General features: G+C 65.4%; 15 protein-coding genes. 7 read left to right on the top strand and 8 right to left on the bottom strand.

Going from position 1 to position 16,370, the window contains the following annotated elements:
• Window positions 1-413: 413 nt before the first annotated feature.
• Window positions 414-1,070: a TIGR02466 family protein gene (locus tag CEJ42_RS05670; protein ID WP_088750315.1), complete on the bottom strand. Its 657-nt coding sequence runs from the start codon at window positions 1,068-1,070 to the stop codon at window positions 414-416.
• A gap of 377 nt (window positions 1,071-1,447) precedes the next feature.
• Between CEJ42_RS05670 and CEJ42_RS05675 the strand changes: the two genes are divergently transcribed.
• Window positions 1,448-2,077, top strand: a complete 630-nt coding sequence (locus CEJ42_RS05675) for an outer membrane beta-barrel protein (protein ID WP_088750316.1) — start codon at window positions 1,448-1,450, stop codon at window positions 2,075-2,077.
• A gap of 102 nt (window positions 2,078-2,179) precedes the next feature.
• On the opposite strand, the gene CEJ42_RS05680 is transcribed toward CEJ42_RS05675, so the two are convergent.
• The 6 genes from CEJ42_RS05680 to puuE all read right to left on the bottom strand — a co-directional run bounded on the left by CEJ42_RS05680 (window position 2,180) and on the right by puuE (window position 8,878).
• A complete protein-coding gene (locus tag CEJ42_RS05680) occupies window positions 2,180-2,863 on the bottom strand; it encodes a Fe2+-dependent dioxygenase (protein WP_088750317.1) in 684 nt (227 codons plus the stop codon).
• A gap of 157 nt (window positions 2,864-3,020) precedes the next feature.
• Complete coding sequence (locus CEJ42_RS05685) at window positions 3,021-5,345, bottom strand: catecholate siderophore receptor Fiu (RefSeq protein ID WP_088750318.1); 2,325 nt, start codon at window positions 5,343-5,345, stop codon at window positions 3,021-3,023.
• 415 nt (window positions 5,346-5,760) lie between these two features.
• Window positions 5,761-5,961 carry a 4-oxalocrotonate tautomerase gene (locus CEJ42_RS05690; protein ID WP_476729723.1) on the bottom strand — a complete coding sequence of 67 codons (201 nt, stop codon included), beginning with the start codon at window positions 5,959-5,961 and terminating at the stop codon, window positions 5,761-5,763.
• A gap of 18 nt (window positions 5,962-5,979) precedes the next feature.
• On the bottom strand, window positions 5,980-6,750 hold the full coding sequence (locus tag CEJ42_RS05695; RefSeq protein ID WP_088750319.1) for a class II aldolase/adducin family protein: 771 nt from the start codon (window positions 6,748-6,750) through the stop codon (window positions 5,980-5,982).
• Window positions 6,751-6,849: 99 nt separating this feature from the next.
• Window positions 6,850-7,668 (bottom strand): outer envelope protein, encoded by an 819-nt coding sequence (locus CEJ42_RS05700; protein ID WP_079214188.1) that lies wholly within the window; start codon window positions 7,666-7,668, stop codon window positions 6,850-6,852.
• 277 nt (window positions 7,669-7,945) lie between these two features.
• Window positions 7,946-8,878: an allantoinase PuuE gene (puuE, locus tag CEJ42_RS05705; protein WP_088750320.1), complete on the bottom strand. Its 933-nt coding sequence runs from the start codon at window positions 8,876-8,878 to the stop codon at window positions 7,946-7,948.
• Window positions 8,879-9,070: 192 nt separating this feature from the next.
• Here puuE and uraH point away from each other — a divergent pair, with 192 nt between their 5' ends.
• Complete coding sequence (gene uraH, locus CEJ42_RS05710; RefSeq protein WP_088750321.1) at window positions 9,071-9,424, top strand: hydroxyisourate hydrolase; 354 nt, start codon at window positions 9,071-9,073, stop codon at window positions 9,422-9,424.
• Window positions 9,425-9,488: 64 nt separating this feature from the next.
• On the opposite strand, the gene CEJ42_RS05715 is transcribed toward uraH, so the two are convergent.
• Window positions 9,489-10,049, bottom strand: coding sequence for a gamma carbonic anhydrase family protein (locus CEJ42_RS05715; protein WP_079214192.1), 561 nt, complete (start codon window positions 10,047-10,049; stop codon window positions 9,489-9,491).
• A gap of 562 nt (window positions 10,050-10,611) precedes the next feature.
• Here CEJ42_RS05715 and CEJ42_RS05720 point away from each other — a divergent pair.
• The 5 genes from CEJ42_RS05720 to CEJ42_RS05740 all read left to right on the top strand — a co-directional run bounded on the left by CEJ42_RS05720 (window position 10,612) and on the right by CEJ42_RS05740 (window position 16,215).
• Window positions 10,612-11,334 carry a cobalt ABC transporter substrate-binding protein gene (locus CEJ42_RS05720; protein WP_207760391.1) on the top strand — a complete coding sequence of 241 codons (723 nt, stop codon included), beginning with the start codon at window positions 10,612-10,614 and terminating at the stop codon, window positions 11,332-11,334.
• Window positions 11,335-11,356: 22 nt separating this feature from the next.
• Window positions 11,357-11,659, top strand: a complete 303-nt coding sequence (locus tag CEJ42_RS05725; RefSeq protein WP_079214194.1) for a DUF3649 domain-containing protein — start codon at window positions 11,357-11,359, stop codon at window positions 11,657-11,659.
• On the top strand, window positions 11,656-13,296 hold the full coding sequence (locus tag CEJ42_RS05730) for a PepSY-associated TM helix domain-containing protein (RefSeq protein ID WP_088750322.1): 1,641 nt from the start codon (window positions 11,656-11,658) through the stop codon (window positions 13,294-13,296). Before CEJ42_RS05725 ends, CEJ42_RS05730 begins: the two co-directional genes overlap by 4 nt.
• Window positions 13,293-13,655: a DUF3325 domain-containing protein gene (locus tag CEJ42_RS05735; protein WP_079214196.1), complete on the top strand. Its 363-nt coding sequence runs from the start codon at window positions 13,293-13,295 to the stop codon at window positions 13,653-13,655. The genes CEJ42_RS05730 and CEJ42_RS05735 overlap by 4 nt, the downstream gene beginning before the upstream one ends.
• A 307-nt stretch (window positions 13,656-13,962) precedes the next feature.
• On the top strand, window positions 13,963-16,215 hold the full coding sequence (locus tag CEJ42_RS05740) for a TonB-dependent receptor (protein WP_243397793.1): 2,253 nt from the start codon (window positions 13,963-13,965) through the stop codon (window positions 16,213-16,215).
• The last annotated feature ends 155 nt before the right edge of the window (window positions 16,216-16,370 follow it).

The following is a 16,370-nucleotide window of genomic DNA, read 5'->3' on the forward strand; positions in this document are numbered from 1 at the left end:
CCGCTGGTTCCACAACGACATCCAGGCCGCGCATGACTTCGTGGTGAGCGGGTCGGTGCGCAATGCGGTGGTGGCCAGTATTGGGCAGTTTGTTTGATGGGCGGACGTATCGTCGTCTGGATGCCCTAGGCGCGCTTCGAGCGTAGCGCCATCCCGCCAAGGCAGCGGAGCATCACTCCACCGCCGTCATCCCGGCGCAGGCCGGGATCCAGTGTCTTTTGTTGCGCAGCGATGCACGACGAACGACGCTGGATCCTGACTTTCGTCAGGATGACGGCGGTGTTTTTTTGGGGATTCGGTTTGGTTCTGGGGCTGGATCCAGGTCGGAGTTGAGCCTGGATTCGGCCCCCGGTTGGATTCGGACCGGCGTCCGGGCGAGCCGGCCCTATCCTCGCCGAACCCGCATCTTCCTGTCACAACGAGAAATTCAGCGCAATCGAAATACGCGGGCGCATGCCCGTATAGGTGGTGACGCAATGCTGCAGCCAGGAGGGAAACGCGATCAGCCGGCCGCTGGTTGCCGTCACTGCCTGCGTGTAGCCGGCATTGAGGCAGCCTTCTATCCTGAAACGCAGGGCCGGGGCATACATCGCGGGCAGGATGCCGCGCGGATCGTGGAATTCCAGCTGGCCGCCGTTATCGGTCTCCTCCAGGTCGCGGCCATCGTCGACCCAGTAGACCAGCGACCAGAAGGCGCCCGGGTGGGCGTGCAGGGCGTTCGAGCAGCCTTTGGCGTTGACGTTGGCCCAGCCTTCCATCTTCCATGCGTGGCTGGGCTCGACCAGGCCGTGCGCGGAATTGACGGCGGTCAGCCGGTCGACGAAGGAGCGGCTGAAATCGAGCAGGGTCCCGATGGCCGGATGATCCCAGTTGCACAGGTCCGGGGCCGATTGCCAGCCGCCGATGTTGCTGTGCTGCGTGGAGGCTTCGCCGTCGCACCGCGTGAGGATGTAGTCGGCCAGGCTCCGGTTGAGGGCGGCGGTGATCGGCACCTCGATGCTGGCGATGGGCGTGGCGAACAGCCGGTGGATTTCTATCAGGCCGGGATCGATTTGGGTGGGTGAGGGCATGGCAGCCGGTTCGCTGGGGCTAAAACGGTTCTTTACAATCTTGACCGGAGCTTACAGTGTGAACTGACAATGAGCTGACTGGATCGTGGTTATTTACATAACTTTTCGTCATTGGCCGCAGAGGGAGCGGCGCTCCGGATGATCGCATGCCCTATTCTTCCCTCGCGCAAAGCCCGCTTGTTAGCGGGCTTTTTTGTTGATCTTCTCGCAAGTGACGACTTGATTTTTGCTTGATTCTTGCGACATGGGATTATTTCCGTGTATAAACACGCCCTTGATCTTTGTAAAGACGGGGCGCACCGAGAAGGCGTCCTCGACCGGATCAAGACATCAAGCCATCAACCAAGCAGTTCACCAAAGAAAGAAGGAATCGACGCATGCAGAAGATTGTGAGAGGCGCATTCGCGCTGTCCCTGGGTTTGTCCATCCTGGCGGTTACTCCGGCCATGGCGCAGCAGGCCAATCAGTTCGCCGGCTTCAGCGTGGGCGGCGCGTTGGCGTATCGTCATACCAACGTGGACATGAAGGGCTTCCTCAACTCTTCTCCCTCGGCCAATGACGGCGTGGCTGCGCTGGATGCCTCGTATGCGTTCGCGCTGTCGCCGCAATGGTCGCTGGCCCTGGGCGGCACCTATGACCTGAACAAGACCGACGGCGGTTCGGTCAGCTATCGCGACGGCAGCCGCACCGGCAACGTCAGCGTCAAGCTGAAGAACCACTGGTCGCTGTATCTTGCTCCCGGCTATGCCTTCGCCAAAGACTGGCAGGTGTACGGCAAGCTGGCCTACCATCGCATTCAGGGCGAATACCGCGATTCGCTGTTCCCGTCGGGGACGACTTCGCATGACGGCGTCGGCTACGGCGTCGGCCTGAACTATGCCGCCAGCGCCAGGCTGCGCGTGGGCGTGGAGCTGCAGCGCGTGAATTTCAGCCGCGAGCAGGGCAACGAAAGCAGCGGCAAGCCGGAGTTGACCGAGGCCGCGATCAAGCTGGGTTACCAGTTCTGAACGCAAGTCCGCAGACCGGCCGGTCTGCGTGGCCAAATGAAAAGAGCAGCCTTCGGGCTGCTCTTTTTTTTGCGCGGAATCGGTCCGCAGACGGCAGGGCGCCTATATCTCGGCCCATTGCCGCAGCAGGTTGTGGTAGTGGCCGGTCAGTCCCAGCACTTCCTCGGTGTCGCCGATCCTGGCGCGCAGGCTGGAGATGTTCTGGTCCAGTTCGAACAGCATGCTGCGCTTCCAGTCGTCGCGGATCATGCTCTGGCTCCAGAAGAAGGAGCATACGCGCGCGCCGGCCGTCACCGGTTCGACGCGGTGCAGGCTGGTGGACGGATAGAGGATCAGGTCGCCGGCCGGCAGCTTGACTTCATGGGTGCCGTAGGTGTCGACCACGACCAGCTCGCCGCCTTCGTACTCTTCGGGCGCGGACAGGAACAGCGTGGTCGAGACGTCGGTGCGGATGGAGACGCCGGGCGCGTCAGGCAGGTTGCGCACCGAGCCGTCGACGTGCAGGCCGTAGTGCTCGCCGCCTTCGTAGCTGTTGAACAAGGGCGGCATGGTCTTCTTGGGCAGGGCGGCGGCGAAGAACAGCGGGTTCTTGCGCAGCGCATCGAGGATGATTTCCCCCAGCTTCAGTCCCACCGGCGAATGCTCGGGCAGCTGGCGGTTGCGCTTGACCTTGGCGCCCTGGTCGCCGACGGTGGCGCGGCCGTCGACCCAGTCGGCGCGATCCAGTTCGGTGCGGATGTGGCGCACCTGGTCGGCGCTGAGGACTTCGGGGATGTGCAGCATCATGGCGGAATTCTCCAAAGAAAAGCCCCTCCGCGGGGAGGGGCCATCGGGCCCGGATGACCGGACGTTCTCTGCATGGAACCCGGCCCGACATCGACGACTTTAAACGCTGCCGGCGATGCGCGGGCTGAGGCAGATCAAACCGCTGGCATCGGTTCGGTCAGAACTTGATGTTGGCGGTCAGCGTCACGGTGCGCGGCGTGCCGGGAGTATAGCGATAGCCGCTCTTGTTGATCGCGGCCACGTAGTCCTTGTTGAAAATATTGTACACATTCAACTGCAGGTCCAGGTTCTTGTTGACCACGTAGCCGGCCATGCCGTCGAACACCCAATAGGAGTCGGCGTACTGCGGCGTGCCGCTGAGCACGTCGTCGCTGCCGCGCAGCAGCGAGCTGACGTAGCGTGCGCCGCCGCCGACGGTAAAGCCCTTGGGCAGCTTGTAAGTCGCCCACGAGGTGAAGGCTTGCTTGGGCGTGTAGGCCAGGTTGTTTTCGCCGTTGGCGGTGACGATCTTGCCGCTGTCGACCTTGGTGTCCATGTAGGTGTAGCCGGCAGTGACCGACAGGTTCGGAGTCACTTCGCCGGTCACGCCCAGCTCGATGCCCTGGACGGTCTTCTTGCCGGTCTGGAAGTACAGGCCGGAGGTCGCATCCTGCTCGACTTCATTCTGGACTTCGGTGCGGTACAGGGCGGCGGTGACGGCCAGCTTCTTGTTCAGCAGGTCCCACTTGGTGCCGATCTCGGCGGTCTTGGTCTTCTGCGGGGCGAAACTGGCGTTGTCGGCGCTGCTGGCGGTGGCGTTGAGCGAGAAGCTGCTGCCGCCCGGCGGCTGCTGCGAGGTCGCGTACAGCGCATAGACGCTGCTGTAGTCGGTCGGCTTGTAGATGCCGGCCAGCTTCCAGTTGAACAGGTTGCCGCTGGTGCTGAAGTTCTGGCGGAACAGGGTGTTGGCCGCCACCCCGGTCGGGCAGATGGTGCCGCGTCCCGAGGCCACGCAGCGGTAGCCGCTGGCGACGTCGGTGTCGTAGTGGTCCACGCGCACGCCGCCGTTGATCGACCAGCGCTCATTGAACTTGAGGGTGTCGAACAGGTAGGCGGAGATGGTATTGGTCTTGCCCGAGCTGTTCAGGCCCGGGTCGGCCGTCATCTTCCAGGTGCCCTGGCCGGCGTTCGGGTTGGGGTTGTACAGGTTGGCCGCTGGCAGCGTGCCGCTGGTGGCGTAGCCGTTGCTGTCCTGCTTTTCCTGCGTCAGTTCCACGCCGCCCATCAGGGTGTGCTTGAGGCCGCCGGTGTCGAGGTTGGCGGTGATGTAGGTCTGGTTGGTCAGGATGGTGTTGGTCTGGTCCTTGATGGTCGGGTTGGAGCGGGCGATGGTCCAGGTCGACAGGTCGGTCGCGCTCGGCGTCACCAGGTTGGCGGCGCTGCCCATGAAGGAGGTCAGCAGGTAGTTCTGGTGCGTCTTGCCGTAGCGGGTGGTGTTCTGCAGCTTCACGTCCGGCGAGATGTCATGTTCCACGCGCAGGGTCACGCGGTCGGTGGTGACGTCGTTGTAGTCGCTGGTGAGGCCGTAGAAGTTGGCGGAATTCACCCGCGGCGCGCTGGTCACGTAGGCGCGCGGCGCGATGATGGGCGCGGTGGCGGTCTGCGGGCTCTTGTAGCCGGGCAGGCCGATGGTGGGCACGCCGCCGTCGGGGACGTCGTTCTGCTCCATGTGCAGGTAGTCCAGGAAGATGCGGGTGCTGGTGCCCAGGCCGTTGGCCAGCGAGGCGGCGACGCCGGTGTGGTCGTTGTTGACCTCGTGGCGGCCCGGCACGCCGCTGTCCTGTTTCATCAGGTTCAGGCGCAGGGCGGTGCCGTTTTCGTTGTTGATGACCTTGTTCCAGTCGGCGGTGGCGCGCTTCTGGCCCCAGCCGCCGTACATGGCGCTGGCGCTGAAGGCGTCGGTGAGCTCGGCTTGCTTGGTGACCAGGTTGACCGAGCCGGTCGGCGAGCCGCGGCCGTTGTCGGTGCCGGCCGGTCCCTTCAGGACTTCGACCTGCTGGATGTTGAACATGTCGCGCGAGACCGAACCCAGGTCGCGCACGTTGTCCACGAAGATGGCGCTGGAGGCGTCGAAGCCGCGCATGTAGATGGCGTCGCCGGTGTTGGTCGAACCGTTCTCGCCGAGATAGAAAGTGCCCACGCCGGGGCTGTTGCGCAGCGCCTCGGTCAGCGTGGTGGCGCCTTGCTGGTCGATCAGCTGCTTCTTGATGACCTGCAGGGTCTGCGGGGTATCGACCAGCGGCTGGGTGTATTTGGCGGAGGAGGCCTTGTCGGCCTTGTAGGCCGACTCCTGGGTGGCGCTCACTTCCACGTTGGGCAGCGTGCTTTGCGCCTGCTGCGCATGCACGCCGACGGCGGGCAGCAGCAGGGCGCCGGCGACGGCGGCGGACAGCTTGGTGTTGAGGCGCGCGTGGGCGTGCTTGCGGCTTTTTATGTAGGTCATAGCTCTGGGCCTGAGAACGGAACGTTAGGGGGACAGGCTGGCTATGCACAGGCGACGACGTGCGCGTCAGCGATGCTGAGGCGAGGGTCCTGCGGTGGTGGCTGGCGTATGTATTAGTTTTTTTATTCTGGCCGCTCGATCTTTGTCGGTGCTGTCACAGAATTTTTACAATTATAAAGATGAGCTGAATAGAAGTAATTCCTATTCTCAAAATTTATGAATGTTTTTTGATGCTTCACCAGGGCTCTTGCTGGCAAAGCCAGTCCGGCGGCGGTTTTCCGGAATTCCGGGGCGGGCGGGAAATGTTGCGAAAATGTTGCAGCATGTAACGGCGTGCGTTGCGGGTGTACTCCGCAAGTAAAGAAGCGGCCAAAAAAATGGCCCCGTCAGAGGGGCCATCGGGCGGTTTTCCGGCTCAGTCAGACCAGAGTTTCCCCGCCGTGGCCCAGTTTTCCTTCTTCACGTCCTGGATGATGATGTCCACCGATTCCGGCGGGCATTGCAGCGTCTTGCAGGTGACCTCGGTGATGGCTTTCACCAGTTCGCGCTTCTGTTCCACGCTGCGTCCTTCGAACAGCTGGATATTGAATGTGGGCATGGGGTTCTCCTTTTTCAGATAGGCATCGGTGGGTGTTCAATCCTGGTAACCGGGATCCAGGCGCGCCAGCTTGCGCAGCAGCGCCGGCCATTCGAGCGCGCCTTCCGGGCTGCCGTCGCCCAGCAGCTGGTCGCGCGTCTTGCGGCATACCGCCGCCTGCGGCTGGTGCGCATAGGGGGCGCCGGCCAGGGCCTTGAGCTGGATGGCGCAGGCCTTGTCCAGCGTGTCGAGCAGCACGTAGGCCTCGGCCACGGTGCGCCCGCACACCAGGCTGCCGTGATTGCGCAGCAGCATGGCGGGGTAATCGGCCAGCGCCTTCACCAGCCGTCCCTGCTCCTGCGGCGTGAGCGCCAGGCCTTCGTAGTCGTGGTAGCCGATCAGCTCATAAAAGCGCAGCGCATGCTGCGACAAGGGCAGCAGGCCTTGCGGCTGGATGCCGACGGCGATCGTGTTCTCGTTGTGCAGGTGCAGGACGCAATGGGCGTCGGCGCGCGCCGCGTGCACCGCGGCGTGGATGGCGAAGCCGCCGGCGTTGACGCGGCGTCGCGTGCCGTCCACGACTTCTCCCGCCAGCGAAATCTTGACCAGGCTCGAGGCCGTGATCTCGTCGAAGGCCAGGCCGAACTCGTTGATCAGGAAATGCCCCGGCTCGCCGGGCACGGTGGCCGAGATGTGGGTATAGACCAGGTCGTCCCAGCCCTTCATCGCGCACAGGCGATAGCAGGCGGCGAGGTCGCGGCGGACCTGCCATTCTTCGGCGCTGATGGACTGGCTGGCCAGGTCGGGCTTGCTGTGATCGGTTTGCATAGAAGATTGAAGGAGCAGAAATGCGCGGACGGACAAGCGCAGCTTACGCGATTGTCCGTCCGGCTTCCAAGCCTTGCCGCAGGCAAGGCGGGGAGAAGATCAGAAGTGGTATTCCAGGCGCACCATCGGCGTCTTGGCTAGCGAGCCCGGCACGTTGCTGGGGTTGCCGAACTTGTTGCGCCAGTACTGGTACTCCAGGCCCAGGCGCAGCGTGTTCTTGCCCATGCCCATGGTGTTGCCGAGGTCGTACATGATCTGGCCGTCGAAGTTCAGCTCGGGCGCGGTCGGGCCGCCGAATTCATTCTTGCCCTTGGAGGCGATGTAGTTCAGGTAGCCCTCGAAGGCGAAGCCCGAACCGCCGAAGGGAATGCCCCAGGCCAGGTTCAGCATCGGGTGCGTGTCGTAGCTGTAGCGGCTGGAGACGCCCTTGGGCTGGTTGCTCTCGAACAGCGCCAGCAGGCTGATGTTGAGGAAGCCCGGCACATCCATCATCAGGGTCGGACCGACCACCCACATGCGTTTCTTGGAGGCGTAGCTGTTGTCGTTCTTGGTGTTCCAGTCGAAGCCCAGCGTGAAGCCGACGCCGCGTGCCGGGCCGAAGGAGAGGTCGCGGCCGGCGATCTTGCCGATGTCCAGCGTGTGGCGATAGGTGATGTAGGCTTCCTGGGCGTTGTCGTCCTTGTTGTCGGACATCAGCAGGTCGACGTTGAGGAAGTTGGTGCCGTACTTGTAGCCGCTGCTGTGGGTGAAGTTGATGATGTTCTTGGTGATGTCCTGCGAGTTGTAGGGCTCGGCGAAGCGGGTGCCGTAGCGGTAGCCGATGGAATTGTCGGCCCAGTCGGCGGCGGCTGCCGCGCCGGACGCGACCAGCAGGCCGGCGGCGATGGCGCCCTGGATGCGCAGGGATGTGTGGTGCATGGTGTCTCCTCCATAGTTTGATGTGGCCGCGCGTGGTTATTGGTATGCGCGGTTCCGTGGTTCCGCCACGGCGGTCTTTCAGAAATCGGGCGCAGCTTTCCCGGGCCGCCGGCGGCAGGGCGCGGGCGGGACGGGGAGCGGGGCTTCAGGGCGCACGCATCCGGAGCCTGCGCGGGCGGCAGGCCGGTCGGACGGGATGCGTAGGATGGCCGGCGGGAGGGTGGCGCCGGCCTGCCGCGGGCCGCCGGCTTCTGTTGGAAGCCGGCGGCAAATACGGTCAAGAATACGGGTGCGTCTTGCGCCAGTGTTCGGCGATGTCGATGCGGCGCGTGACCCAGACCTTGTCGTGGCTGCCGATGTAGTCGAGGAAGCGCGCCAGCGCGGCGGCGCGCGCCGGGCGGCCGACCAGGCGGCAGTGCAGGCCGACCGAGAGCATCTTGGGGCGGTCCAGGCCGTTCGGGTCGCCTTCGGCGTAAAGCGTGTCGAAGGCATCCTTCAGATAGTCGAAGAACTGCGTGCCCGAGTTGAAGCCCTGCGGCGCGGCGAAGCGCATGTCGTTGGTGTCCAGCGTATAGGGCACGATCAGCTGCGGCGTGACGGCGTCGCCGGTCTTCACCTCTTCCCAGTAGGGCAGGTCGTCGGCGTAGCTGTCGGCGTCGTAGCTGAAGCCGCCGTGCTCTGCCACCAGGCGGCGGGTATTGGGCGAGTCGCGACCGGTGTACCAGCCCAGCGGCGGTGCGCCGGTCAGTTCGCGGATGATCTGCACGGCCTCGGCGATGTGGCGGCGTTCGGTGGCTTCATCCATGTTCTGGTAGCTGATCCAGCGCAGGCCGTGGCAGGCGATCTCGTGGCCCAGTTCGATGAAGGCGGAGGTCGCCTCGCGGTTGCGCTGCAGGGCGCGCGCCACGCCGAAGATGGTCAGCGGCAGGCGGCGCTCCTCGAACATGCGCAGCAGGCGCCAGAGGCCGGCGCGCGAACCGTATTCGTAGATCGACTCCATGCTCATGTGGCGCGCCGCGAAGCTTTGCGCGCCGATGATCTCGGAGAGGAAGGTCTCGGAACCGGCGTCGCCGTCGAGCACGCAGTTCTCCGCGCCTTCTTCGTAGTTCAGCACGAACTGCACGGCGATGCGCGAGCCGTCGGGCCAGCGCGCATGCGGCGCATTGCGGCCGTAGCCCGCCAGGTCGCGTGGGTAGTTGGGGTCTTTCATGTCTCCTGCCTTGTTCTGGTTCTGCGCTGCACCGGTTTGGCGCAGGCCCTGCGGTATCGAATTATGTCCGCAGAATTGATGGCTGGTATAAGGTCGCCCGTATATGGACTTGGAGGCTGCGGTATATCATCTGGCGTCATCGATCGAACATCAAACGCCGCCAGGCACACCAGAAAAGGAAAGGACATCGTCATGGGCAAACTGAGCACCCACGTGCTGGACATCACCAAGGGCAAGCCGGGCGTCGGCGTCAAGCTGGCGCTGTACGCCGTCGAGAACGACCGGAAGACGCTGCTCAAGAACGCCGTCACCAACGGCGACGGCCGCTGCGACGAACCGCTGCTGGCCGGCGACGAAGTCCGCGCCGGCAAGTACGAGCTGGTGTTCGCCGCTGGCGACTATTTCGCCGCGCAGGGCGTGGACGTGCCGTCGCCGCGCTTCGTGGACGAAGTGGTGATCGCCTTCGGCATCGCCGATCCGGCGCAGAACTACCACGTGCCGCTGGTGGTGTCGCCCTGGGCTTATTCGACCTATCGCGGCAGCTGATCTTTTCGCTGCTCCAGGCAAAACGGCCGCTCCTTGATGGGGCGGCCGTTTTGCTTTGTACGTCTCAGAACTCGTTCTGCAGTTTCTTGTAGCCCAGCACCAGTTCATTGTTGGTGCGCGCCACGTCTTCCGAGAATTCCGACGCCGCCACCGATACGCGGGCGATGGTGGCGAGGTCGGTCTTGGGGCCGATGCGTTCGGTGGAGGGGACGTAGAAGCCGGGCGGCAGGTCGCAGCCGTCGACCACGGCGTTGTGGCGCACCACGCAGCCGGCGCCGATGCTGCAGTTGAACAGCACGCTGTTGAAGCCGATGAAGGCGCCGTCGCCGACCGTGCAGGGGCCGTGCACGATGGCGCGGTGGGCGATCGAGGTGCGCTCGCCGATGTTGACGGCGGCGCCGGACTTGGAGTGGATCACCACGCCGTCCTGGATGTTGGAGTGGGCGCCGATGACGATGGGCTCCATCTCGCCATGCTCGTCGACTTCGTCGGCGCGGATCACGGCGTAGGGGCCGATGAAGACGTTCTCATGGACGATGACCTTGCCGCACAGGATGGCGGTGTGGTCGACATAGGCGGATTCGTGGACCTGGGGCCGGTGGCCGGATGGGTTGCGGCGAAGCATGGAGGAACTCCTGAGGTGGAAACGGGAAGGCTGCCGCCGGGGCCGCGGCTCGCGTTCGGCGCGGCGGGGCAAACTCGAGAGGCATCATACCTTGCGTGTCAAGCCGTCGGCGGTGGTCTTGCCGGGGCTCGCGCCGGGCGGGCGCGGCCTTGCCGTTTTCCTTGTCCGCGGAGGGTACAAGCAATATAATTGATAATCATTCTCAAGATAGAGAGTTGAAAAACAGAGCGTTTCGCCGGCCGCAGGCTGGGCAGGAGCGCCAGCCATCGGTAATTGGGCAGTCGGGCAGTCGGGCAGCCGTTGTGAAACGGTCAGGCGCCGGGCTGGAAAAGGGAAGGCGCAACGCGCCGTTGCGCATCGGAGCCCACGCATCACGCCAGCCGCCGCCGGGATCATCGATCCGGTCGCCGCGCGCAACGCATCTCCCCAGCACCGTCCGATATCCAGTGGCAGACCCGTTCGCGCCAAACGAAACGGCATTCGCATGCATGCGCATGGACGAGTGCCGTTTGAATGCCATCCAGAGTGTCATCAGAAAACATACATCGAAAGGAATAAGTTCATGAAGCGTTTGGCGATCGTATCGGGTTTGCTCACCTCCCTCGTGCTGGCGGCGCCGGTTTCGGCCCACCAGATCTGGCTGCAGCAGGATGCCAAGGGCGCCCAGCTGTACTTCGGCGAGTTCGGCGAAAACCTGCGTGAGGCCTCGCCCGGCCTGCTCGACAAGTTCGTCTCCCCGAGCGCCGTGCTGATCAGCCCCAATGGCGACCGCACCCTGGACCTGTCCAAGAAGTCCAACGCCTTCAACCTGTCGGCCAAGGCCGCCAAGGGCGAATCCATCGTCGCCGAGGAAGCTCACTATCCGGTCTTCGAAAACAAGCACGGCGGTGGCACCCCGACCCGCACCGCATGGACGCCGGCCGCGCGCCTGGTGACCTCGGACGCGGCGCAGGAACCGCGCCTGACGCTGGACCTGCTGCCCACCGGCCGTGCCGGCGAATTCAAGGTGACCTACAAGAACCAGCCGCTGCCCAAGGCCAAGGTCGGCCTGGTGGTGCAATCGGGCTGGGCCAAGGAAGCCTTCTCCGACGAGCAGGGCCTGGTGCATTTCGACATGCCCTGGCAGGGCACCTACGTGGCTGAAGTCCACCACACCGACAAGACCGCCGGCGAGCGCGGCGGCAAGCCCTTCGATACGGCCAGCTTCGTGACCACGCTGTCGCTGGTGCAGGGCAAGGGCATCAAGGCGGTGCCTGCCGGTCCGGCCGCCAAGCCCAACAAGTAAGCAGCAAGGCAGTAACCACGCCATGAAATCGACTACGCAATCCGGCCCTACGGCGATGTATCGCCTGGGCGTTCTCTCGCGCACCGTGGCCGCCGTCGCCGGCGGCTATGCGCTGGCGGCGCTGTGCACCTCGCTGCTGGCCAAATGGCTGCCGATGGGCCGCGCCGACGCCGTGATGACGGCCACCATGCTGTCCTTCGCCATCTACACCTGCGCGGTGATCTGGGTGTTCGCCGCGCGCGACGCCTGGCGCGCCTGGCTCGGGCTGGGCTTGCCCACGCTGGTGCTGGCGCTGGCCTACTGGTTCGGCAGGAGCGCGGCATGAGGGAGGGATTTCGTCAGTCGATGGCGTGGCTGCACACCTGGAGCGGACTGCTGGTGTGCTGGGTGCTGCTGCTGGTGTTCTCGGCCGGTACGGCCAGCTATTTCAAGGATGAGATCACGTTCTGGATGACGCCGGAGCTGCATGCCGCCGCGCGTCCCGACGTGGCGCCGGCAGTCGCCCTGCAGCATGCGGTGGAACGCCTGCAGCAGCAGGCGCCGCAGGCCGAGCGCTGGTTCATCACCATGCCTTCCGAGCGCGGCAGCGCGATGCGCGTGGGCTGGGTCAGCCCGCCGCCCAAGGATGGCCCCAAGGGCAATACGCGCTCCCGCTTCAAGAGCGAGTCCATCGATCCGGCCACCGGCGAGAAGCTGGCCGCCGTGCGCGAGACCCGCGGCGGCGAGTTCCTCTACCGCCTGCACTTCGACCTGCACTACATGCCGGCGATCTGGGCGCGCTGGATCGTCAGCATCTGCGCCATGTTCATGCTGGTGGCCATCGTCAGCGGCGTGATCACGCACAAGCGCATCTTCAAGGATTTCTTCACCTTCCGTCCCGGCAAGGGGCAGCGTTCCTGGCTGGACGCGCACAACGCCGCCGCCGTGCTGGCCCTGCCGTATCACCTGATGATCACCTACACCGGGCTGATCACGCTGATGTTCATGCTCATGCCCTGGGGCGTGCAGGCCAACTACCAGGACAAGGGCGGCGAGTCGGCCTTCTTCGAGGAGGTGTTCCCGGTCGGCGCGGGCCGCGTCAAGCCTGCCGGCGTGGCCGCGCCGCTGGCGCCGCTGGGCCCGATCGCCGAACAGGCGCAGCAGCACTGGAACGGCGCGCCGCTGGCCACCATCGTGGTCAACAACCCGGGCGACGCCAACGCGACCATCGTCATCACGCGCCAGAAGACGCGCACGCTGTCCTACCTGCAGCCGGGCATGGTGTTCAACGGCACCACCGGCGCGATGACCTCGGCCGTGGGCGACGAGCCCAGCGGCACGGCGGTTACGCGCGGCGCGCTGTACGGCTTGCACATGGGCCACTTCGCCGACCCCTGGTTGCGCGTGCTGTTCTTCCTGTGTGGCCTGTCGGGCTGCGTCATGGTCGCCAGCGGCGCCTTGCTGTGGGCGGTCAAGACGCGCCAGAAGCAGGCCAAGGCGCTGGCCGCGGGGGCGCGTCCCAGCTTCGGCCTGCGCCTGGTGGATGCGCTCAACATCGGCGCCATCGCCGGCCTGCCGATCGCTTTTGCCGCCTACTTCTGGGCAAACCGCCTGTTGCCGCTGGAGGCGCCGCAGCGCTCGCAGATGGAAATCACCTGCTTCTTCGCCGCCTGGGGCATTGCCGCCGCGCTGGCGCAGGTGCGCCCGAGCATGGGCATGTGGCGCTTCCAGCTGTCGGTGGGCGCGGCCATGCTGATCGGCATTCCGGTGCTCAACGTCTTCACCACCCATTCGCACCTGGGCGTGACGCTGTTCATGGCGCGCGGCCCATGGTCGGTGGCCGGGTTCGACATCACCGTGCTGCTGCAGGGCGTGGCGCTGGCGCTGGTGGTGCGGGTACTCCACCGGCGCGCAAAGAAGCAGGCCAAGTCCGCTCCCGCCGGCGCCCGCGCCGACGCCGGCAAGCTGAAGGAGGCCGCATGAATCCCTACGGTTTCGCGCTGGCGATGGTGCTGGCCTACTGCGCCTGGAGCGCGCTGGCCATCGCCATGGATCGCCACTACGCCGACATCAACGGCCGCGGCGCCGAGCCTTCCGAGGCTGTGCGCCGCCGCATGCGCCGGCTGGGCGCGCTGGGCATCGTGCTGACGTTTGCGGTGGCGGTGAAGATGCAGGGCTGGACCATCGGTCCGGTCGGCTGCCTCGGTTTCCTGACCATGGCCGGGGTGCTGCAGGTACTGTCGCTGAGCTATGTGCCGGCGCGCGTGCCGGTGTGGTCGCGCTGGCTGATGTACGCGGCGCCGGTGCTGGCGCTGCTCTGGATCGCCGACACGGCGGCTTGAGCAGGATCAAGGGCGGCGACCAGGATTTCGTTTCAAATCTCCTCTCCTCTCTGTTGTATTTGAAGGCTGCGGCAATATGTCGCAGCCCTTTTTTTGTCCTCGAAAATTTGCGCTAAGTGCTTGTGGCGCAAGGGCTTTTCTTCACAGCTGTGAAGTCCCGCGCGATTCCCGACAGGCTCGCGTGACGGCGCGCCATGCCGCGCCGGGCGGGGCGCGTGCTAGATTCGCGCCCATCCTGTTTTCACCTTCCGCCATGTTCCCGCTTCAGGTTTCCTTTCCTTCGCTTCGCTTCAAGCCGCATCCGCTGATGCTGGCGCTGCTGTCCGCCTGGGGCGGCGCCGCGTCAGCACAATCCGCCGCCGCCACCGATCCTGCCGCGGATGCGCTGCCGGCCATCGAAGTGCGCGAGACCGCGTCCGTCGCCGAGCGCAAGCAGCTGCCGCAGACCAGCGCCAGCGTCACCGCCGCGGCTGCCGCCGACGGCATCAACGTCACCGACAGTTCCGACGTGCTCAAGTACCTGCCCAGCCTGTCGGTGCGCAAGCGCTACATCGGCGACACGCAGTCGCCGCTGGCCACGCGCACCACCGGCGTGAACGCTAGCGCGCGCAGCCTGGTGTATGCGGACGGCATCCTGCTCTCGGCGCTGGTGAACAACAACAACGGCAACGGCTCGCCGCGCTGGTTCATGGTGGCGCCCGAGGAGATCGAGCGCGTCGACGTCATGTACGGCCCCTTCGCCGCCGAGTATCCCGGCAACTCCTACGGCGCCGTCACCGAGATCACCACGCGCATGCCGCAGCAGTTCGAGGCCAGCGCCAAGGCGCTGTATTCGCAGCAGGACTTCAGCCAGTACGGCGCCTCCGGCACCTATCGCGCCCAGGAGTACAACGTCTCGCTGGGCAACCGCGACGGCGCGCTGGCGTGGCGCTTCTCGGCCAACCATCTGGACAGCTTCTCGCAGCCGGTGACCTACATCACCGCCGCCAGCGTTCCGGCCGGCGCCACCGGCGCGGTGGCGACCCAGGACCGCACCGGAAAGACCATCTATGTGCTGGGGGCGGGCAACCTGACGCACACCGTGCAGGACAGCGCGCGCCTGAAACTGTCCTACGACTTCACGCCGACGCTGACGGCCACCTACACGCTAGGCCTGTGGCAGAACCAGGCCAACGCTAACCCGCAGACCTACCTGAAGAATGCCGCCACCGGCGCGCCAGCCTATGGCAGCGGCTTCTCCGCCAGCAACGTCGACCAGCAGCAGTGGATGCAGGGGCTGGAGTTGCGCAGCAAGACCGGTGGCGTGTGGGACTGGCAGGTCGCGGCGTCGACCATGTCGGCCTCGCGCGACCTGACACGCACGTCGAGCGCCGCCTTCCCGGCCGGCGCCGCGGGCGGCGCCGGCACCATCGCCGACGCCGGCGGCACCGGCTGGAGCACGCTCGACGCCAAGGGGATCTGGCGTCCCGCGGGAGCGGACGGCAAGCGCGGCGACCATGTGCTCAGCTTCGGCGCGCACTACGACCGCTACACGCTGGCCACGCCGACCTGGAACACCACGGATTGGGTGTCCGGCGGCAATGGCGCGCTGGCGTCGGATTCGCGCGGCAAGACCGAGACCTCGGCGCTGTGGGCGCAGGACGTGTGGCGCCTGAGTTCCGCGCTGAAGGCGACGCTGGGCGCGCGCTACGAATGGTGGCGCGCCTTCGACGGCTACAACTATTCCACCACCGGCGGCGTCGGTTTCCCGGTGAACCAGCCGCAGGTCAGCCAGAGCGGTCTGTCGCCCAAGGCCTCGCTGGCCTGGGCGCTCAGCGACGAATGGCTGGCCACGCTGTCCACCGGACGGGCGCTGCGCTTCCCGACCGTGGGCGAGCTGTACCAGAACGTGCTGGTGGGCGGCGTCTACCTGCAGGCCAATCCCAATTTGAAACCGGAGAAGGTCTGGTCGACCGAGCTGGCCATCGAGCGCACGCTGGCCGAGGGGCAGGGCAAGTGGCGCGTGTCGCTGTTCGAGGAGCGCGTGTCGGATGCGCTGATCTCGCAATCGGCCGCGCTGGGCAGCGGCGTGGCCTCCTTCACGCAGAACGTCGACAAGACCCGCCAGCGCGGCATCGAAGCCGCCTTCGAGCGCAGCGATGTGATGCTGCGCGGGTTGTCGTTGAACGGCAGCGTGACCTGGGTGGACGCCCGCATCCTGGAAAACGGCGGCTACGTGCCGACGGTGGCCGGCGCCAGCTCGGTGGGCAAGCGCACGCCCTACGTGCCCGAATGGCGCGCCACACTGGTGGCCACCTACAAGCCCGACGACCGCTGGACTTACACCCTGGCCGGCCGCTACAGCGCGCGCGTGTATGCGACGGTGGACAACACCGACGTCAACAGCCATACCTACCAGGGGTTTGACGGTTACACCGTGTTCGATGCGCGCGTGCGCTATCGCTTCGACAGGCATTGGAGCGCGGCGCTGGGCGTGGACAACCTGACCAATCGGGATTACTTCCTGTTCCACCCGTTCCCGCAGCGCACGGTGTTCGCGGAGTTGAAGTACGACTTTTGAGCGCCCTTCAACGACGCTAAGTCCTGGCTTTCGTCAGGACGACGTGAAGGCGGTGACTTGAGCCTGCGGCGGCCCGGGTTTCCTCCCCCGGCGTCGTCCTGACCAAGCTCAGGACCCAGCGTCTTTCGTCGCGCAGTGAATCCGGCGCAAGCAGC

This window comes from Herbaspirillum robiniae, from assembly GCF_002213415.1.
Classification (GTDB): domain Bacteria; phylum Pseudomonadota; class Gammaproteobacteria; order Burkholderiales; family Burkholderiaceae_D; genus Herbaspirillum; species Herbaspirillum robiniae.